This is a genomic window from Sulfitobacter sp. S190, assembly GCF_025141935.1.
Taxonomy (GTDB): domain Bacteria; phylum Pseudomonadota; class Alphaproteobacteria; order Rhodobacterales; family Rhodobacteraceae; genus Sulfitobacter.
This window is the reverse complement of sequence record NZ_CP081121.1, coordinates 1-17,848: the sequence shown is the minus strand read 5'-3', so window position 1 is coordinate 17,848 and position 17,848 is coordinate 1. Positions and strand designations below refer to the sequence as shown.

Genomic DNA, 17,848 nt, shown 5'->3' with positions numbered 1-17,848 from the left:
GTCAGACGCGGGTTTCGGAAATCAGACCCGTCAGATGTGCGAGGTTCTTAACGCCGATCTTGAGGTGCGCCAAGGGGCGTGCCTTGACCAGTTTCTTGTTCATGTATGCCTCGAAGGTCAGCCGCTGCACGTCGATGTCGTGGCAGAGAGACACGAAGCGCTCCCGTCGCGCATCAGAGCGATAATACGCATTCTGCATCGCGCCGAGCACGCGGAAGACCTGTTTGTGTTCGCGCATGAACAGTTTGCGTGCCAGTTGCAGATCCCGGCTGCGCCCTGTGACAAGACATGCCGATGCGGCGGTTGCGGCGACCCGCCCGCCCATCATGGCGTAGTAGATGCCCTCACCCGAGGATGGTGCGACAACACCTGCAGCGTCGCCCGCCAAAACGACATCGCGCCCGTTGTCCCACCGGTCCATCGGTTTTAGCGGGATAGGGGCACCTTCACGGCGGATGGTTTTGCACTCTCCCAATCCGGATGCCGCCCGTAAATCTGCGGTTGCCTTTTTAAGGTCAACTCCGTCGATGCCGGTGCCCATGCCGACACTGGCCTGCCGCCCGTGCGGGAACACCCAGCCATAGAAGTCAGGGCTGATTGCACCGTCATAGACCACATCGCAGCGTTTCGGATCGTACCCTTCCGTTGCCGTGTCCGGCGCTTCGATGATTTCGTGATACGCGATGACGTATGGGATTTTATCGCCGCCGGGTACTTCGGCTTTTGCGACGTTGGAGCGTGCGCCGTCAGCGCCGATCACCAGCTTTGTCCTGAGTTCGCGCGTCTCGCCCGTTCCTTTGTGGCGGAAGGTGACAATTGTGCCGTCCGCGTCCCGGGTAATCCGGGTGAAGGTGCCCGTGATCCGTTCGGCACCCGCCGCCTGTGCGCGGACACGCAGGAATTCGTCGAAGCTTTCCCGGTCGACCATGCCCACATATCCGTTCTCGATCGGGATATCGACCTGACGCTGTGTGGGGGAAATCATTCGGGCCGTCTGAATGCGCGCGACAATCTGTTCGTCGGGTATATGGAAATCGTGGATCAGGCGTGGCGGGATCGCGCCACCGCAGGGTTTGATCCTGCCATCACGGTCCAGCAGCGCAACACGGTGGCCGGAGAGGGCCAGATCAGCCGCGGCTGTGGCACCCGACGGGCCGCCCCCGACCACCACAACGTCATAGATTTGATCTGTCATGTCATTCTCCTGCAACGAGCGTACCGGTCGCCGAGGCGGGTACCGGATCAAGGATGTGGCGCGCCATCAGCGCGGCCGCCACAAAGAGTATCGCTTCAACTGAAAATACGGCTGCAAACGCCGGGCCGTCTGCGGAAAACCCGCGCATAACGTCTACAGCGGCAGCTCCGCACAGGCCTCCGAAGCCTGCGGCAATTGCCTGTGCCGCGCCCCAAAGGCCCATGCGCGTTCCTTCGCGTGACGATCGCCCTTCAGAGGCCAGAGCCATCATCGATCCGATGGCGGCGACCGCGAACATGCCGTTGAAAAAGCCAAGCCCGGCAACCAATGGGGTCAAAGGCGCTGTCAGCCCGCCCGTGCCCGCAAGCGCGATGAGGCCAAGCATTCCTGCCGAACCAATACAACCGGCGACCACCCATGACCGGAGGCTGCCGACCTTCAGTCCGGTGCCTGCGATGCCCACGAGCAGCATGCCGATAAAGACGCCGCCATTCTGCGCGCCCGACAGGCTCGTCGACTGGCCCGGAGTGAAGCCGAACACCAGACCCGCAAACGGCTCGAGGATCAGCTCTTGCATGAAATAGGCGTTCATCGACAGAAAGACGAAAAGCGTGAAATTACGGGCACGGCGTTCGGCCCAGATTTCGCGCAGACCGTCCAGAAAAGGGGCCGGATCGGGCTGGCGGGTGACCTGCAGGCCGCGTTCGATCCGCCCGGTCGCCAGACAGGTCAGCACAAAGGCAGCACCGACGACCACCGCGACAACTGCAAGCAGGCGGGTTGGGGAGTAGGGGTCCAGAAAGTGCCCTGCGAGCCCGGCGGTCAGGGCGATGCCGAAAATCATCATCAACCATGTGATTGTGGCAGCCGCGGCGCGCCGGTGGGGAGCCGTCGTCGTGGCCAGCAACGCCAAGAGTGACGTCCCCGATGCCCCCACGCCAAGACCGATCAATGCGTAGGCGATGACCGAAACGGCGAGGGCCAGGCCGTAGCTTTGTTCAAACAACGTCACACCGACTGCGGCGCCGAATCCCCCCAGCGCGAGCGCCGCCATCCCCCCGATAATCCAGACCGTTCGGTTGCCGCCGGTGTCCGATGTGAAACCCCACCGCGGGCGGCTGAGCTGAATGCCGTAGTGCAGCGCGACCAACAGACCGGGCAAGACAGCGGGGAGAGCGAATTCGACCACCATCAAGCGGTTCATCGTTGATGTTGTCAGCACAACAATCGCGCCAAGTGCCATCTGCACCAGACCCAAACGCATGATTTGTGTCCAGCCAAGTGTCATCCGGTCACACCTCGCAGTGCAAATGCCGCGACCATCATGCCTGCGACGTACAATGTGACACCGGTTGCGTTGTACCACGGCGCGCGGCCCTTCGGATCGCGCAGCAGGACCCGCATCGCGGCGAATTGCAGGGCAAGCAGGCCCAGAATCGCGACCGCGTGCCACGGTGCATTCCAGAACATCAAAAGCGCGACGACAACGGCCTGTGGTACCGCCATGATGGCACAGGCCAGCAGCGCCGCCTTTTCGGGCCCTAGCGTCACGGGCAGAGAGTTCACTCCCGTCTGGCGATCGCCTTCGAGCGCCTTGAAGTCATTGAGCGTCATGATGCCGTGTGCGCCAAGCGCGTAAAGTGCGGCAATGATGATGACGGGCCACGCCGGTGCGCCAGCACTCAGAACGGCAGCACCCGTGAACCAGGGCAGCCCTTCGTAGCAAAGCCCGACCAGTCCGGGGCCCCACCAGCCAGAGCGTTTGAGCCGGACAGGTTCGGCGGAATATGCCCATGCGGCGGCGACGCCAAGCACAGTCGCGCCGAACCCCCAAGGGCCGAGTTGCCAGCCCACCACGAGCGAGACGGCGGACATAGACAGCGCGATCCACAGACCCCAACGGCCGGGAATGCGGCCTGACGGGATCGGGCGGTTTGGTTCATTGATGGCATCGACATGGCGGTCGCACCAGTCATTGGCGGCCTGGCTCATGCCGCACACGATGGGACCGGCCAGCACGACGCCGAGCACGACAAGGTGCCAGTTGCCCGCAGGTGCGGTACCGGAGGACACGACGCCGCACAGGTAGGCCCACATCGGTGGAAACCATGTAATCGGTTTGACCAGTTGCAACGCCGCGGCTGGATCAGGCAGGCGGCGGATCGGGGCTGAGGTGGCTATGCTCATAAGTGTCACGATAAGATGACACTAGTCATTGGGCAAGTGTAATGTATAGTTTACATATGAAGACATGAGGCGCCCGCGTGCGGACCCGTTGTCGCACGAAGACGTTATGTCCCAACTAAGGACTGGACCTTGTGCGACTGCCCTCTAGTTTATCTTCGGCAAACGAATGGAGGACTATCATGAAACATTTTGCAGCGACCGCTCTGGGTCTCGCGCTTCTCGGCGCACCGGCTTTTGCGGACGGCCATGCGACCGGTGACGCCGAAGCAGGCGAAAAGGTCTTTAACAAGTGCAAGGCCTGCCACTCGATCGTAGACGCAGACGGCGAAGCCATCGTCAAAGGTGGGCGCAACGGCCCTAACCTGTACGGTCTCTACACACGCGTCGCGGGTACCGAAGATTTCCGCTACGGCGATTCTCTGGTTGAAGCCGGCGAAGCGGGTCTGGAATGGAACGAGGAAGAGTTCGTCGCCTATGTCGCGGACCCCAAGAAATACCTCGCTGAATACCTCGACGACAAAAAAGCGCGCTCGAAAATGTCGTTCAAGCTGCGCGGTGACGAAGATGCAGCCGACGTATGGGCGTATCTTGTGTCTGTCGGCCCCGAAGTCGAAGCCGAAGCTGACAGCGGCAGCTGATCACGGCATCAAATGAACCAAAAACGGGCGGTCCATCGGGCCGCCCTTTTCTCTATTCGGCCTGTTGCTGTTCCCAGAGCCGGTTTGCGGCGGCATAGGCGGCATCGAAATCGTCTGCCATTGCCTCCACACCCATTGTCTCGATTAGGTCGGACGCGACGTTTACGACGTTTCCGCCCACCATGATCGCGGCTTTCGGATTGCTGATGCGCAGGGCCACGATCATCCGCGCCAAGGGTACGATCGCGTGTTCGCCTGCAGCGGACAAGCCGATGAGGGGCGGGCCAATAAGGCTTGCCTGCTCGATAAATTCATCGTGGTCCATCTGACGCTTGAGCGTGATGTCCCACCCTTTTTTAGTGAACAAGTCGGCCGCCATCTCAATGCCGAGCGTGTGTGTTTCGCCCGGAACACTGGCAAACAGCGCGGACCTGGTCGCAGGCGTTGCGGATACGGTTCGGAAGAGCGGTTTCAGCCCGCGCATGACCGCGTAGATATTACCGGTGGCGATTGTCACATCGACAAAACTTATCCTGTCCTGTTCCCACCAGTTTCCCAGCGCGCGGGCCGCTTCGGCAAGATACCCCAGATAGACTGTTTCCACCGATGCGCCCTGCGCCCGGACAGATTGGATGAATTCAATTCCGGCTTGCGGACCCTTGTCGAGAAGGGCACGCGCCAGCGCATCAATTCTGGCCCGCTGCGGCGCATCAAACTGTGGGCGCGCAGCAACCGGGTTGTCCGACACACGTCGGATCACTTCTCTCGCGAGTGACGCGAACGCGTCCTCGGGAAGTTTCGCTCGAAGCGTCCCTATCTCGTCCCTGGCTCTCTCGTAGAGGCCATGATGAAACAAAGACGGATCGTCTTCACGATCTGTCATGAGTCCCCCTAAACGCCGCATGGCTAATACGGCATTGAAAGGAGCATAGCCAAAGGTTGTATTTTTTCAAGCAAATCGGACAGTTTCCCGTTGCCCCGAAAGGGTGGGCAAACTAATGTTTTAGGGCTGAAATTTTAAGCCCAAAGCAACGGAAACCACATATGGTGATCGCGTGTCCGGGAGCTACGCATGATTGATTGGAATGACGCGTTCGACAACTCCGGATACGTGGAGGGGGCAGGGCGTCTTGCGGACGTTTGGGCCAAGCAGGCAGCGGATTTTCGCCACCGCATGGACGATGAGGGTCGTGCGGAACGCGACCTTGCTTACGGCGAAGGGGCGCGGCAGGTTTTCGATTTTTTCAGGCCCGAGGGTCCCCCGCGAGGATGCCTGATCTTTGTGCACGGGGGGTACTGGCACCTCTTCGACAAGTCGTGGTGGAGCAATATGTCGCAGGGCGCGCTGGCCCATGGGTGGAGCGTCGCCATCCCCAGCTACCCGCTCGCACCTGACGCCCGTGTTCACGAGATCACGGGCGCGATTGCACAGGCAGTCACCCGGGTTGCGTCAAAGCAGTCGGGGCCGATCGCGCTTGCCGGTCATTCCGCGGGCGGGCATCTGGTGGCACGGATGGCAGACCCGGCGGTGTTGACGCCCGATGTGCAGGCCCGTATCCATCGCATCACCTCGATCAGCGGTGTCCACCATCTGGAGCCGCTGCTGCACACCCGTATGAACGAAACGCTCATGCTCGATCAGGCAGAGGCCCGCGCCGAAAGTACCGTTTTTCAAGAGTTCAATTCCGACATCCCGATCAGTTTCTGGGTCGGTGCGGGAGAACGTCCAGAATTCCTGCGCCAGAACCGCATGGGTGCGGAATATGCGGCGGCACAGCGTGTCGATGTGAGCGAAACCTACGATACCGGTGAAAACCATTTTTCGGTCATAGATGCACTCGCCGATCCGCAAAGCGCCTTGATGAAGGAAATACTGAGATGAGCAAAGGCTATGATCCGGCGGGCGAGGGCGCAAAAATGTCGTACCGCGACGCGATGAGCTATGGGGACTACCTCGGTCTGAATGATCTTTTGGGTGCTCAGGGCCCGCTTTCTGACGCGCATGATGAGATGCTGTTCATTATCCAGCATCAGACGTCAGAGCTCTGGATGCGGCTGGCGTTGCACGAACTGGATGCCGCGCGCGGTCACATCGCCGCCGCGCGCTTTGGTGAAGCCTTCAAGATGATAACGCGCGTTGCGCGGATATTCGAACAGTTGAACAATGCCTGGGATGTCTTGCGCACGATGACGCCCAGTGATTACACGACCTTCCGCGAGGATCTGGGCGCTTCATCGGGGTTCCAGTCACATCAGTACCGGTTGATCGAATTTCTGGTCGGCAACCGTAATACGGCAATGTTGAAGGTGCATGAGCATCGACCGGAACTGCACGCCAAGCTGGTGCAGGAACTTGATCGTCCGTCGCTCTATCATGTGGCGTTGCGCGCTTTGGAGGACGCGCTTTCTATCACGCTTCCGGCGCAGGCATTCGTGCAGGATGGCCCGCATATCGCTTCGGACGCAATCATCGAGGCCTGGACGAGGGTCTATAAATCGCCTGAAACTCATTGGCAGTTGTACGAACTGGCAGAAAAACTTGTTGATCTCGAAGATTACTTCCGCCGCTGGCGCTTTAATCATGTGACGACAGTGGAACGTATCATCGGGTTTAAGCGGGGCACGGGTGGGACGTCAGGGGTGAAATACCTGCGCCGCATGCTGGAGGTCGAGCTGTTTCCCGAACTCTGGCACTTGCGCAGCGGGCTTTGACGGGTACGTGCGGAGACCCGGTGTCACTCATCTATGCTGCGCGGTCATCTGGCCGACCGCTTGTATCGACTGACACCTGCCTCATTTTCTCGTGTATCGCGCCTGAGCGCTTGCATCGGTCGGCAATCTTCCACACATAACGCGGCAGTCACCGAAGGAGACACCTATGCCCACGGCCTTGGTCACGGGATCGGCAGGATTTGTCGGCTATCATCTTTCCAGACGCCTGTTGGCGGATGGATACGACGTTGTCGGTTTTGACGGTTTGACCGATTATTATGATGTGTCGCTCAAACAGGCGCGGCAATCAATTCTGCAGAAGTCGCCTGCCTTCAAGGCCGTGAACGCGCGGCTCGAAGAGGAAGGTGCGCTCGATACCGCCCTGCGCGAGGCACAGGCAGACGTGGTGGTGCATCTGGCGGCGCAAGCGGGCGTACGGTATTCGATCGACCACCCGCGGTCATACGTGGATTCGAACCTGATCGGTACGTTCAATCTGCTCGAAGCGGTGAGGGCCAACCCGTGCGCGCACCTGATGCTCGCCTCAAGCAGTTCCGTCTTTGGCGCAAACACCCAAATGCCCTATGTCGAGACGGCGAAGGCTGACATGCAGATGTCGTTCTATGCCGCCACGAAAAAGGCCGGAGAGGCGATGGCCCACTCCTATGCCCATCTCTACAATATTCCGACGACGGTTTTCCGGTTCTTCACGGTTTACGGCCCCTGGGGCAGGCCGGATATGGCGCTGTTCAAGTTCACACGTGCGATGCTCGAAGGGCGGCCGATCGACATCTATAACAACGGACAGATGGCGCGGGACTTCACCTATATTGACGATCTGGTTGAAGCGATCCGTCTTTTGCAGGACAAGCCGCCCGAACCGCAGACCGAAGGGGCATCACCCGTGGCGCCTTACCGGTTGGTCAACATCGGCAATGCGGCGCCGGTCCCGCTGATGGAATTTGTCGCAGCATTGGAGAACGCATTGGGCATTGAGGCGCAAAAGACGTTTCATCCGATGCAGGCGGGCGATGTTCGCGAAACCTGGGCGGATACCGGTCTTCTGCATGACCTGACAGGGTACCGGCCGCGCACCAGTGTTGAGGATGGTGTGGCCGCCTTTATCGCCTGGTACAAAGATCACTATGCCATCGCATGACGCCCGGTGGGACAATCTGGCCACCGCGCATCGGGACGACTGACGCCTGTGCCCCAAATTGGGAAAAGACCATGGAATGTGTCGCTTTCCCGCTTCTGTTGGCATGCACAAACCGCTAGCGTCGGCGCGCTGATACGTCACAAGAGGGGGCAGGCAGGTGGTTGATCTTTGGGCCGGTTTGACCCGCGCCTTCTGGATGGTGGTGACACTTGATCCGCAGCTTCTCGATATCACGTTGCGGTCGCTGCAGGTGACCCTCAGTGCGCTTGTCATCGGTTCAGCCATTGCATTGCCACTGGCGGCACTGCTGGCCGTGCGGCGGTTCCGATGGCGGCGCGGGGTGATTGCGGTGCTCAACGCATTGATGGGTTTGCCCCCCGTCGTCGTAGGTCTGATCGTCTACATTCTGCTGTCACGTTCGGGGCCGCTGGGCGTGCTGGGGCTCTTGTTTACGCCGACCGCGATGGTGATTGCGCAGGTGATCATTATCGTGCCCCTGATCGCCAGCATCGCGCACCAGTCCCTGCGCGACCTGTGGAGCGAATATCACGATCTGCTTATTTCCATGAATGTCACCCAGATGCAAAAAATGCGCACCCTGCTGTGGGACGCGCGCCGCGCCTTGTTAACCGCATCACTGGCAGGCTTCGGTCGCGCGATCGGCGAAGTCGGCGCCATCATGATTGTCGGCGGGAATATCGACAACGCCACCCGCGTGCTGACCACGGCCATCGCGCTCGAAACCGGAAAAGGTGACTTTGCGCTCGCACTGGGGCTGGGCATTGTATTGATCGGATTGGCGATTGCCGTGAACCTCGCGATCCATTGGTTGAGCAGAACAGAGCAGGGGGGCCGCTGGTGAGTGCGCTGTTCCTCCTTCGCGTGGCCGCCGCCGAAACCAGCCGACGTGGCAAACGTCTGGTCGGGCCGGTTGATTTGCAGTTGGACGGCACGGGGGCCACGGTTGTGATCGGTCCCAACGGATCCGGCAAGACGACCCTTTTGCGGCTCCTGCACGGAACTGCGCGGCTTACTTCCGGCTCGATCACTTGGGCCTGCGGGACGCAGGAGGCGCGGCACCATCAGGCCTTTGTGTTTCAACGCCCCGTCATGTTGCGCCGCAGCGTGCTGGAAAACCTCGTCTATCCGTTGACCATTCGCGGGACACCGAAATCCGACGCGCGCGCGCGTGCAGAGATCTGGGCAGACCGGCTGGATCTGACGCCGATGCTATCGCGCTCTGCCACGGTGCTTTCAGGCGGCGAGCAGCAAAAGCTCGCGCTGGCCCGCGCAATGATCACGGAGCCACAGGTCCTGTTTCTCGATGAGCCTTGTGCAAATCTTGACGGTCGCGCGACCCGCGCCATCGAAGGAGTGCTTCAGGACGCAAAGGCACGTGGGATGAAACTGATCTTTGCCACGCACGATATGGGTCAGGCGCGCAGACTGGCCGATGAAATCGTGTTTATCCTGCACGGGCGCGTACAGGCTTTCGCGCCGGCGTCCGACTTTTTCGAAAGGCCTGAACCTGCGCAGGCCGCAGCGTTTCTCAAGGGAGATATCTTGGAATGAGACAATCGATCATGGCCCTCTTCTTGGCGTGTATCACGGCAACGGGCGCGTGGGCAGAAAGCGTCATGCGCATGGCCGTGACAACATCGTTTCACAATTCCGGGCTTGCCGATGTGCTGGTGCCTCAAATCCGCGAGAATCTGGGCATTGACGTTAATCTGCTTGTCGTTGGTACCGGTCAGGCGCTGAGGTTGGGCCGTGCGGGCGATGTCGATGCGATCCTCGTGCACAGCCGGAGCGCGGAAGAGGCGTTCGTGGCCGAAGGGTATGGCCCCCACCGCCGGGAAATCATGTACAATGATTTCGTGCTGGTCGGCCCTGAGGGCGATCCCGCTGGCATTGCACAGACCGATAGTGCCGCAGCCGCGCTTACGGCGGTCGCTTCTGCGGGCGCGCCGTTTGTCAGCCGGGGTGATGACAGTGGCACGCACAAAAAGGAGCTTAGCCTGTGGCAAGCCGCGTCGCAGGATCCTGCCACCTTCGGAAGCTGGTACAAAGCGGTTGGTGCCGGAATGGGGGCTGCACTGAATACCGCGGCAGGTCTGGACGCTTATATCATGTCCGATCGGGCAAGCTGGCTCAATTTCGGGAATAAGGGCGGGTTGACGGTGCTGTTCGAAGGCGATCCGATCCTCTTCAACCAATACGCCTATTTGCCCGTAGATGCGCAGCGTCATCCCCACGTAAAGGCCGATCTGGCACGACAGGTCGAGAACTGGCTGACATCACCCGGTGCCGGTGCCCTTATCGACGGCTACACCATCGATGGCGAGCAGCTTTTCACCTTCAACGCGCAGCCGGAATAGGCGCGGGCCGATGCGACATCAATGGTGGTGCGGCTCATCGTCGAGGGAGCCGTGGACGGCGAATTGATCGATGCCTGCATCTTGCGGCTGGATTGTACGGTAGGCTTCGCGCACGCCAGCATCCGATAGCTCACGCGCGACGGTCAGCAGCGTGTTGGCGTCATGGTCATCGCACAGATCAAGCATCTGCTGAACTTCTTCCTGCGCGACGGGCGTTGCCGCCTCCACCGTTGGTGCGCCGTAATAGGTCACAAAGTGCTGGGCCAGCATCGATGTCAGTGTTTCGACTTCGCCGGGCTCTATCTGCGTCACGGCCACAAAAGTGACCCGCCCGCCAGTTTCGAGCCCGAACCAGCCGTTGGCAAAGGCCTGTCGCGCTTTGCCGGTCAGGTCGCCTTCTGTCCAGTTGGAGAATTCGAACCCGCCCGACACACACCATTCACCGGTGCGCGCGGGTATATGGAAAATACGCTGATCGCTCTCGTCAAAATGGATTGCACGGGCCAGTTTCATGACGGGTCCTCCAGAAGTGTGGTCAAAGGCACGAGCGTCGTGCCCTCCTGCGTGCGCAACAGCATGCCAAAGTCTTCGTCGATGCCCATGAATGTCCCTGTCTTGCCGCCTTGTGACGCCTGCTCACCGACGCCATGGGCCAAGCCGCGCCATTCATCGTGAACGGGTTTGGCGCCTTCGTCCTCCCACCGGTTCAGCCAGTTGAGAGTGTGTCTGACGTAGGCTTCTGTCAGGGTGGGGGCCGCCACATCGACGCAGCCTTCAGCATAAAGCGTGGTCAGATCGGGTGTGGCGCCGCCGCATCGCGGCTGTCAGTCGGCCAAAGGGGCAGATAAAGCCCAATCACCAGCCAGTCGGGCACTGCGTCGGGCGTCGCCTGTGCCGCGGCGGCGGTCAGTCTGCCACAGCGCGCGCCGTTGATCCGTATCGGTGCCGTCCCATTGCAGGTGCACGGCCACTTCCCGGCAGGCGCCAGAGCGCCGAGCGCGTTTTGAAAGCCGATCCCGCAAATCGGCAGCATCGCAATCGCTTTGGAGAGCGGCACTTCGGGTGCGAAGACAATGGCGGCCTCGAGGGTATTGGCACCGAGGGCATAGACCACAAGACCCGCGTCGCATCCTTGCGTCGCTCTCATGCAGGCCTGCGTCATCGCATCTTCGCTGACCGGCTCGCCATGAAACAAGGGCGGAAAGACCAGCGGTCCAGTCATGCCACACCCTGCGTCACGAGCGCCTTGGCCACTTCATGGAAAGCCTGTGCCTGCGCGCTGTCGGGTTGGCTGACCACAATCGGCGCGCCCCCGTCAGCGGCCAGCCGGATATCAAGATGCAGCGGCACTTCGGCCAACAGCGGCACACCTATTTTCTTGGCCTCTGCGGCGACAACCGCCGTGTCCGAAACAATGTTCCTCGTGGCCACAGCTGGAACAGATGTGGGTGCTCATGTTCTCGATCATGCCCAGGATTGGGACCTGCAACTGCTTGAAACATGTCGATCCCCTTGCGGGCGTCGAGCAGGGCGACATCCTGCGGCGTAGAGACGACAATCGCACCCGTCGACCTGCGCCTTTTGCGAAAGCGTCATCTGAACATCGCCCGTGCCGGGCGGCAGATCGACCAACAGGACATCCAAGGCGCCCCATTGGACCTGTGTCATCATCTGCTGCAATGCGCCCATCAGCATCGGACCGCGCCAACGACAGCCTGATCCTCATTGGTCATCAGGCCAATCGACATCATTGTGACACCGTGGTTTCGCATCGGCAGGATTGTCTTGCCATCCGGACTGGAGGGGCGGCCGGAAACACCCAGCATGCGGGGCTGCGACGGGCCGTAGACATCTGCATCCAGCAGCCCCACCCGGCGGCCCTGCGCGGCAAGCGCGCAAGCCAGATTGGCCGACACGGTCGATTTGCCCACGCCGCCCTTGCCGGATGCGATGGCAATGATGTGGTCTATGCCCGGAATTTTCTGCGGTCCGGTCGGTTCCGCTTTCTTTTGCGGGGTCAGTTGCGGCGGTGCAGGTTGGGCGGAATGGCCCGTAAGCACGATTGCGACCTTTTCCACGCCGTCAAGCGCACCGATCCGCGCCTCAGCCTCTGTCTTCACCGCCTCATAGGCGGCTGCCGCCGACGGCGCGATTTCCATCACAAGCGCACCGTGCCGGAATCGTCCACGTTCAACGCCCGCACCACGCCTGCCGCCATGATATCGCTGTCGCTGACCGGATCCGCGATCGATTTCAGGATCGCCTGAATGTCTTCCCTGCTTGCCACCGCTTAATCCTGACCCTTTATTTCGCCGGTCACTTCATGCGTCATATCAAGCCCGTCAATCGTGATCGTCGCACGCGCGGTAAAAGTTTTCCCGGCGGTGTCGGCGTCGCGCATCGAGTCTTCAATCGCTTGTTGCGAGGTTACTCCGACCTGTTTGAGAAACTTGCGCATGGACATGTTGAATTCGTCGCTCATGAGGGGCTCCTGTGTGGGGTTTGACGTGCGCCTTCGTGCCGGACTAGGCTAAAGGCATGGTGCGTTTCGTTCTTATTCTGATGATCGGGCTTTGCCGCAAGCGGCTTTGGCCGAGGGCAAACGCGTCGCTTTGCACGCGCCGCAGGAGTTGCAGGACACTGGGGTTCTGAAATATGCCCTGCCGCGATTTTCCCTCAAGACCCAGATCAGCGTGGCGCTGGTTCCGCCCGCGGATGCCGATATCCTTCTGGGCGCGCAAGGGACCCCATTGTTCCAAGGACCGGCACAGCTGTGGCATATGGACATCCGGACGGTGGGTGACACCGACGTAGACCGGCTTGCCGATTGGCTGACGGGCGAAGTGGGTCAGCGTACGATTTTGGCGTTCGCGCCCGAGGGTGTACCGCTCTTTACCGCACCTCAGAAGATCGCCAAGGCTGCGGCGCAGGTCAGCTACGACGGTGATGCTATCGCGGGTTATGCAATCGCGCAGGCCAAATGCGGGCGCTGTCACGCGGTTGACGAGGCGGGGCGCAAGAATGACATCGGATCGACACCCAGCTTCTTTGTCCTGCGCGCGTTTTCCGATTGGGAACAACGATTTGCTGGTTTTTATTTCCTCAATCCGCATCCAGCCTTCACGCAAGTGGCGGATGTAACCGACCCGTTCGCCGAAGATCTGCCGCCCGCGATCGTGCCCGTTGAGATGACGCTGGACGATCTGGAGGCGATGATGGCCTTTGTCGCGGAGATGGCTCCTGCCGATCTGGGTGCGCCTTTGCAACATCAGTGATCGCGCCGCTTTGAAAGGTAATCGTCGCTCGTGCGGGGCCGGGCCGTTCCTTGCCCGCGAACGGATTATCGTCTGAATGGAACTGTGCGTTCACGCGGCAATCGTCACACATCTGGATCATCCGCAGCTTGGCCTCGTCGGCAAACATCGTGTGACCCGTCAATTTTTCGGTTATCCGGTCGATGGTTGATTTGACGCCGAACAGGGATCCGCATTCGACACAGGCAAAGGGCTCTTCTTCGTGCACGACATTCTGGCGCAGTGCTGCATCCGTCAGATCAAGACGCGGCTCATAGGTAATCGCATCTTCCGGGCATACGGTGGCGCAGATGCCGCATTGCAGGCAGGCATCCTCCTGAAAGCGCAATTGCGGCCGGTCGGAATTGTCCCCAAGCGCGCCGGAGGGACAGAGCGAGACGCACGACAGACACAGGGTACAGCTGTCTTGATCGACGACCACCGCACCATAGGGCGCGCCACCGGGCAGAGGCAGGTGATCGGTCCCGGGATGCAGCGCGCGGGCAGCCTGCCGGGTGATCTGGCGCCGTGTTCCCATCGGGCGCACCGGATTTTTTATCCCTTCCACGGGGTCCGCGGCGTAAAGAGCGTCGGCCATCGCGTCCGGATCGGACGTATCGATTAGCGACACTCTGGACGGTCCTGCTATCGCCTCGGCCAAAGCCATTTGGGCCGCGAGCGCATCACGGTCCGTGTGCTGGCCGGGAAGGATGTTTACACCGACAAAGCCAGCCGCGAGCGCGGCCACGATCTCTGCATGGCCAAACGCGTTGAGCGCCGCCATCTCCAGCGGGATCACATCCACAGGCAATCCGCGACCGTACCGCGCGGCAAGACGGATCATTTCGGAACCGTGATCGTCGGTCACCAGCAGCCGGGGTGCCACGCCACCCGCATCCAGAAAGGCCTTGGCAAGGGTCTGAACCCTGCGGAACGTCAAATCAACGGGGGGGGCGTCATAGCTGATTGCGCCCGAGGGGCAGGGCGGCAGCACGCGCCGCAACCGGCACATACCATCGGATCAATCGTCACGTGATCGCCTGTGGGCGTGATGGCACCTGTCGGGCACAGATCAAGACAGCGCGTACAACCCGTTTGCTCGGCGCGGCTGTGCGCGCACAACAATGGCTCGGTGGCGATGTAGAGTGGTTGCTCAAACGTGCCGACCAGATGCGACGCGGCCATCACCGCTGCCGCGACCGCAGGCTGATACGACGGATCGGCCCTCAGATAACCCTCGCGCTTGTCGGGCGCAGGAAAAAGCGGCGTTCCTCCGGTCAGGTCAAGCAGGATATCGCACTGGCTCACACCCCCATCACGCGGGTCGGTGAGCGTGAATGCCCCACGACCACCCGGTTCGACCAGCTGTAACCGATCGATGGTCCGTTGAATTGTCCGAGTGCGCCCTGCGCCTTGCGGAGTTTTCCGACAACGATGTCGTAGCTCCGCACCGTATGCCCATCCGGAAATTCATCGAGCAGGACGGTCACGCCAAGGTGGGGATGCAGCGTTTCTGCCGCGGCAAGTGCGACATCGGCAGGCCCCACGATCAAACACAATCCTTCCGAAATCACATCGAGGGTTTTGGCGGGGCCGCGGGCAACAAGGCCTCCGCGGCAAGTGCGGACATTTTGGGTAGTATATCCCCTGTGTCATCGGTCCAGCCTGCCCGGTCTCTCAGGTCCAGCGTCGGTGGTGCCGGCAGATCAAGCTCGGCTGCGAGTGCTTCGAATCGGGCCGCTTCCTGGGTGCAGCAAAATATTGCGTCGCCGTCGGTAAGAGCCTCCACTGCGCTTTCGATCTGGTGGTGCACAAGGCGTTGCAGGGGGCCGCGACCTCCAGTCCGGTGCTGGCAGCCAACCGCGGTGCGTCAATGCGCTGAGTGTCGAGACAGCTACATGTTATCAATCGCTTAGACAAATAATCCACCCTCCCTCGGCGATGGTTTCCGCGCACGAAAAAACCACTGGTCGCGCCGCAGGTAGACATGAATGAAACCGCTTCACAAGCGGTTTCGTGGCTGGCGCGGCGGGGCTTCAGCGCTGTCGACGAACGCTTTTGGCCACGATGATTCGGTACACCTGTGGCCGCTTAAAAACCTACCGTTATGCTCGGATTAGACATTTTGTCCGCGACGCGGCGCCGGCTGTGACGGGCTGTCCCGATTTGTCCCTGATCTGACGGTATGCCACGGTCTACAAGATTTCGCTTTGTCGATGGCGCGAGTTGGCGCAGAGTTGACGTAGGGAGTTCCAGTTTTGATCCATAACCCGAAGATGTATCAGGCGATGCCGCTTGGCGTGGTGCTGCGGCGTACGCCGGGAGTGACCCGTTGGGTGCAGCACGCCTGGACGGCCAGTGCCGTTCTGCCCGGAGCGGGGGACGCGGATTGGCGCGAGCTGCGCCGCGAGGGCGAAGCGATCGAATACCACGCGGCCACCTGCACGCTTGAACTGCACGGGGCGGAAACCGAAGCGTATCTGCATGGGCTCACCGCAAAGGTGCCTTCGATCTATGTCATCATGCGCCCTGCCGCACGCGCGCTCGATGTGCTTTTGGTGACCGCGTCGCCGTATGAGGCGCAAGATTATACAGACAGCGGCGAAGAGATCGTGGAGAAGGTGCCGATGCCGCCCGGTCTCGTGGCGTGGGTCCGCGGATTTGTCGAGGAGTTCCACGAGGACGAGGTATTCATCAAGCGGCGGCGTGATAAAAAGCGCGTCGATCTGCGCGAAGACGGCATTGGCGATGCGCGCATTCGTCAGGTCGCCGATGTCTATCGGGCCCCGGCCCGCAAGGAGCGGATGCAATGAGCGGGTTCTGGGACAAGCGCCGCGCGGCCGTCGCCGCGGAGGCCGAGGCCGATGCCCAGGAGGCGCATGCCGAAACGCTTGCGCGCCAGGAAGCAGAGCAGACCGACGCGGAGATATTGGCAGATCTCAAACTGCCTGACCCGGATACGCTGGAAGCGGGCGACGATTTCAGTGTGTTCATGTCCGACGTTGTGCCGAACCGGATCAAGACGCGCGCGCTGCGAAAGCTGTGGCGATTGAACCCTGTGCTGGCGAATGTCGACGGTCTGGTGGATTACGGCGAGGATTTCACGGATGCCGCGACGGTCGTCGAAAATCTGCAGACAACCTATCAGGTGGGCAAGGGCATGCTGGAGCATATCAAGGAGCTCGCGCGCAAAGCCGAAGCCGACGCTCAGGAGCCGCAGGCGGTCGAGCCGGATGAAGATCTGGAAGACGACGTGCCCGTGATAGAAGAAGATGTCCTCGTGGCCGAGACTACGCCCGCAGCCACCGCCGTTTATGTGCGACCTGCGGCGGATGAAGAGGACGGCCCCGTCATGGCCGCAGCGCCGTTGCACCGTATGCAATTTCAATTCGAGGACCAACAGGGATGACCGCCGCCTTGCAAACACAGATCGCCGAAGAAGACCGCCTGCGTGCGGATCTCTACAATTTTCTGGGCGCGCTTCTGGCCCGCCCTGCGGACGAGATGCTGCTGAGCCAGACGGCTGGTCTGGGTGGTGATGACAGCCAGCTGGGGCAGGCGGTCGCGACACTGGCAAAGGTAGCCAGGCTGTCGAAGGAAAAAGCCGTCAAAAGAGAGTATGAAGCTTTGTTCATCGGGTTGGGCCGTGGCGAATTGCTACCCTACGCCAGCTATTACCTGACCGGTTTCCTGAATGAAAAACCACTTGCCCGTCTGCGCGACGACATGACGGCCCGCGGCCTGAGCCGCGCCGACAACGTGTTCGAGCCTGAGGACAATATCGCCAGCCTGATGGAGATGATGGCCGCGATGATTGTGGGTCGATTTGGGCCGCCCGCGACCGTGGAACAGCAAAGACATTTTTCAATGCGCATATCGCCCCTTGGGCGGCGCATTTCTATTCGGATCTCGAAGCCAAGAATTCGGTTTTCTATGCGTCGGTCGGCACGGTCGGCCGGACGTTCATGGATATCGAAGTCGAAGCGTTTCGGATGAGCGCGGGCTGAGGCCTGCACAACGAGCGGCGCTTTCACCGGCGTCGGAACAGCCAGAGGAGGACTTTGGCATGACGGACAAGACGCACGGCAGCAGCCGACGCGACTTTCTGAAAGTGGCCGCGACATCGGCGCCCTTGGCGGCGGCGGCGGTGGCCACAGGCACGGCAGTCGAGGCCGCCGAGCCGGACCTGTCATCGGACAAGATGCAGGACACCCTGCATACGCGCGCGTATCTTGAAAGCACGCGGTTCTGAGGACCAAAGGCCGCGCATCTGCGTGGCCCCCGCG

General features: G+C 60.9%; 19 protein-coding genes and 3 pseudogenes. 12 read left to right on the top strand and 10 right to left on the bottom strand.

The features are described from left to right. Position 1: 1 nt before the first annotated feature. The 3 genes from K3756_RS17620 to chlG are packed head-to-tail and all read right to left on the bottom strand — an operon-like array spanning position 2 to position 3,382. The gene (locus tag K3756_RS17620; protein ID WP_259993729.1) at positions 2-1,195 is read right to left on the bottom strand and encodes a geranylgeranyl diphosphate reductase; all 1,194 of its coding nucleotides are present in this window, start codon (positions 1,193-1,195) and stop codon (positions 2-4) included. Position 1,196: 1 nt separating this feature from the next. Beyond that, entirely contained in the window at positions 1,197-2,483 is a 1,287-nt protein-coding gene (locus K3756_RS17615) for a BCD family MFS transporter (RefSeq protein WP_259993727.1), read from the bottom strand. Next, positions 2,480-3,382 (bottom strand): chlorophyll synthase ChlG, encoded by a 903-nt coding sequence (chlG, locus tag K3756_RS17610; protein ID WP_259993725.1) that lies wholly within the window; start codon positions 3,380-3,382, stop codon positions 2,480-2,482. The genes K3756_RS17615 and chlG overlap by 4 nt, the downstream gene beginning before the upstream one ends. A 179-nt stretch (positions 3,383-3,561) precedes the next feature. Here chlG and K3756_RS17605 point away from each other — a divergent pair, with 179 nt between their 5' ends. Further along, positions 3,562-4,020 (top strand): cytochrome c family protein, encoded by a 459-nt coding sequence (locus tag K3756_RS17605; protein WP_259993723.1) that lies wholly within the window; start codon positions 3,562-3,564, stop codon positions 4,018-4,020. Positions 4,021-4,072: 52 nt separating this feature from the next. Here K3756_RS17605 and K3756_RS17600 read toward each other — a convergent pair whose 3' ends face one another. After that, positions 4,073-4,903, bottom strand: a complete 831-nt coding sequence (locus K3756_RS17600; protein ID WP_259993722.1) for a B12-binding domain-containing protein — start codon at positions 4,901-4,903, stop codon at positions 4,073-4,075. Between the two features lie 189 nt (positions 4,904-5,092). On the opposite strand from K3756_RS17600, the gene K3756_RS17595 reads away from it, so the two are divergent. The 6 genes from K3756_RS17595 to K3756_RS17570 all read left to right on the top strand — a co-directional run bounded on the left by K3756_RS17595 (position 5,093) and on the right by K3756_RS17570 (position 10,269). Then, the gene (locus tag K3756_RS17595; RefSeq protein ID WP_259993719.1) at positions 5,093-5,902 is read left to right on the top strand and encodes an alpha/beta hydrolase; all 810 of its coding nucleotides are present in this window, start codon (positions 5,093-5,095) and stop codon (positions 5,900-5,902) included. Next, positions 5,899-6,732, top strand: a complete 834-nt coding sequence (locus tag K3756_RS17590) for a tryptophan 2,3-dioxygenase (RefSeq protein ID WP_259993716.1) — start codon at positions 5,899-5,901, stop codon at positions 6,730-6,732. Before K3756_RS17595 ends, K3756_RS17590 begins: the two co-directional genes overlap by 4 nt. A 166-nt stretch (positions 6,733-6,898) precedes the next feature. After that, positions 6,899-7,891, top strand: a complete 993-nt coding sequence (locus K3756_RS17585; RefSeq protein ID WP_259993714.1) for an SDR family NAD(P)-dependent oxidoreductase — start codon at positions 6,899-6,901, stop codon at positions 7,889-7,891. A 157-nt stretch (positions 7,892-8,048) separates the two neighbouring features. Further along, a complete protein-coding gene (locus K3756_RS17580; RefSeq protein WP_259993704.1) occupies positions 8,049-8,753 on the top strand; it encodes an ABC transporter permease in 705 nt (234 codons plus the stop codon). Next, complete coding sequence (locus K3756_RS17575; protein WP_259993697.1) at positions 8,750-9,463, top strand: ATP-binding cassette domain-containing protein; 714 nt, start codon at positions 8,750-8,752, stop codon at positions 9,461-9,463. The genes K3756_RS17580 and K3756_RS17575 overlap by 4 nt, the downstream gene beginning before the upstream one ends. Further along, positions 9,460-10,269, top strand: a complete 810-nt coding sequence (locus tag K3756_RS17570) for a substrate-binding domain-containing protein (protein WP_259993695.1) — start codon at positions 9,460-9,462, stop codon at positions 10,267-10,269. Before K3756_RS17575 ends, K3756_RS17570 begins: the two co-directional genes overlap by 4 nt. Positions 10,270-10,287: 18 nt before the next feature. On the opposite strand, the gene K3756_RS17565 is transcribed toward K3756_RS17570, so the two are convergent. The 5 genes and pseudogenes from K3756_RS17565 to K3756_RS17545 all read right to left on the bottom strand — a co-directional run bounded on the left by K3756_RS17565 (position 10,288) and on the right by K3756_RS17545 (position 12,751). Next, positions 10,288-10,782: a DUF6505 family protein gene (locus K3756_RS17565; RefSeq protein ID WP_259993694.1), complete on the bottom strand. Its 495-nt coding sequence runs from the start codon at positions 10,780-10,782 to the stop codon at positions 10,288-10,290. Beyond that, positions 10,779-11,030, bottom strand: coding sequence for a DUF4444 domain-containing protein (locus tag K3756_RS17560; protein WP_259993693.1), 252 nt, complete (start codon positions 11,028-11,030; stop codon positions 10,779-10,781). The genes K3756_RS17565 and K3756_RS17560 overlap by 4 nt, the downstream gene beginning before the upstream one ends. A 29-nt stretch (positions 11,031-11,059) precedes the next feature. Then, complete coding sequence (locus tag K3756_RS17555; protein WP_259993692.1) at positions 11,060-11,491, bottom strand: biotin/lipoate--protein ligase family protein; 432 nt, start codon at positions 11,489-11,491, stop codon at positions 11,060-11,062. Beyond that, a pseudogene (locus K3756_RS17550) lies at positions 11,488-12,556 on the bottom strand (P-loop NTPase). The gene K3756_RS17555 and the pseudogene K3756_RS17550 overlap by 4 nt, the downstream one beginning before the upstream one ends. 3 nt (positions 12,557-12,559) lie before the next feature. Then, the gene (locus K3756_RS17545) at positions 12,560-12,751 is read right to left on the bottom strand and encodes a DUF6494 family protein (RefSeq protein WP_259993691.1); all 192 of its coding nucleotides are present in this window, start codon (positions 12,749-12,751) and stop codon (positions 12,560-12,562) included. 91 nt (positions 12,752-12,842) lie between these two features. On the opposite strand from K3756_RS17545, the gene K3756_RS17540 reads away from it, so the two are divergent. Then, positions 12,843-13,544, top strand: coding sequence for a c-type cytochrome (locus tag K3756_RS17540; protein WP_259993690.1), 702 nt, complete (start codon positions 12,843-12,845; stop codon positions 13,542-13,544). On the opposite strand, the pseudogene K3756_RS17535 reads toward K3756_RS17540, so the two are convergent. Then, positions 13,538-15,482: pseudogene (locus tag K3756_RS17535) on the bottom strand (4Fe-4S binding protein). The gene K3756_RS17540 and the pseudogene K3756_RS17535 overlap by 7 nt on opposite strands. Positions 15,483-15,850: 368 nt before the next feature. Between K3756_RS17535 and K3756_RS17530 the strand changes: the two are divergent. The 4 genes and pseudogenes from K3756_RS17530 to K3756_RS17515 all read left to right on the top strand — a co-directional run bounded on the left by K3756_RS17530 (position 15,851) and on the right by K3756_RS17515 (position 17,814). Then, the gene (locus tag K3756_RS17530) at positions 15,851-16,375 is read left to right on the top strand and encodes a DUF3305 domain-containing protein (protein WP_259994001.1); all 525 of its coding nucleotides are present in this window, start codon (positions 15,851-15,853) and stop codon (positions 16,373-16,375) included. Then, positions 16,372-16,971, top strand: a complete 600-nt coding sequence (locus K3756_RS17525) for a DUF3306 domain-containing protein (protein WP_259993689.1) — start codon at positions 16,372-16,374, stop codon at positions 16,969-16,971. The genes K3756_RS17530 and K3756_RS17525 overlap by 4 nt, the downstream gene beginning before the upstream one ends. Beyond that, positions 16,968-17,569 (top strand): annotated as a pseudogene (locus K3756_RS17520) (molecular chaperone). Before K3756_RS17525 ends, K3756_RS17520 begins: the two are co-directional and overlap by 4 nt. Before the next feature lie 59 nt (positions 17,570-17,628). After that, a complete protein-coding gene (locus K3756_RS17515) occupies positions 17,629-17,814 on the top strand; it encodes a twin-arginine translocation pathway signal protein (RefSeq protein ID WP_259993688.1) in 186 nt (61 codons plus the stop codon). Positions 17,815-17,848 lie beyond the last annotated feature (34 nt).

What these genes read in the sequence shown, in the direction of transcription:
- K3756_RS17585 (WP_259993714.1), top strand. Translation starts at nt 6,899, where the DNA reads ATGCCCACGGCCTTGGTCACGGGATCGGCAGGATTTGTCGGCTATCAT.
- K3756_RS17565 (WP_259993694.1), bottom strand. Translation starts at nt 10,782, where the DNA reads ATGAAACTGGCCCGTGCAATCCATTTTGACGAGAGCGATCAGCGTATT.
- K3756_RS17590 (WP_259993716.1), top strand. Translation starts at nt 5,899, where the DNA reads ATGAGCAAAGGCTATGATCCGGCGGGCGAGGGCGCAAAAATGTCGTAC.
- K3756_RS17600 (WP_259993722.1), bottom strand. Translation starts at nt 4,903, where the DNA reads ATGACAGATCGTGAAGACGATCCGTCTTTGTTTCATCATGGCCTCTAC.
- K3756_RS17525 (WP_259993689.1), top strand. Translation starts at nt 16,372, where the DNA reads ATGAGCGGGTTCTGGGACAAGCGCCGCGCGGCCGTCGCCGCGGAGGCC.
- K3756_RS17595 (WP_259993719.1), top strand. Translation starts at nt 5,093, where the DNA reads ATGATTGATTGGAATGACGCGTTCGACAACTCCGGATACGTGGAGGGG.
- K3756_RS17515 (WP_259993688.1), top strand. Translation starts at nt 17,629, where the DNA reads ATGACGGACAAGACGCACGGCAGCAGCCGACGCGACTTTCTGAAAGTG.
- K3756_RS17555 (WP_259993692.1), bottom strand. Translation starts at nt 11,491, where the DNA reads ATGACTGGACCGCTGGTCTTTCCGCCCTTGTTTCATGGCGAGCCGGTC.
- chlG (WP_259993725.1), bottom strand. Translation starts at nt 3,382, where the DNA reads ATGAGCATAGCCACCTCAGCCCCGATCCGCCGCCTGCCTGATCCAGCC.
- K3756_RS17570 (WP_259993695.1), top strand. Translation starts at nt 9,460, where the DNA reads ATGAGACAATCGATCATGGCCCTCTTCTTGGCGTGTATCACGGCAACG.
- K3756_RS17620 (WP_259993729.1), bottom strand. Translation starts at nt 1,195, where the DNA reads ATGACAGATCAAATCTATGACGTTGTGGTGGTCGGGGGCGGCCCGTCG.
- K3756_RS17545 (WP_259993691.1), bottom strand. Translation starts at nt 12,751, where the DNA reads ATGAGCGACGAATTCAACATGTCCATGCGCAAGTTTCTCAAACAGGTC.
- K3756_RS17530 (WP_259994001.1), top strand. Translation starts at nt 15,851, where the DNA reads ATGCCGCTTGGCGTGGTGCTGCGGCGTACGCCGGGAGTGACCCGTTGG.
- K3756_RS17605 (WP_259993723.1), top strand. Translation starts at nt 3,562, where the DNA reads ATGAAACATTTTGCAGCGACCGCTCTGGGTCTCGCGCTTCTCGGCGCA.
- K3756_RS17615 (WP_259993727.1), bottom strand. Translation starts at nt 2,483, where the DNA reads ATGACACTTGGCTGGACACAAATCATGCGTTTGGGTCTGGTGCAGATG.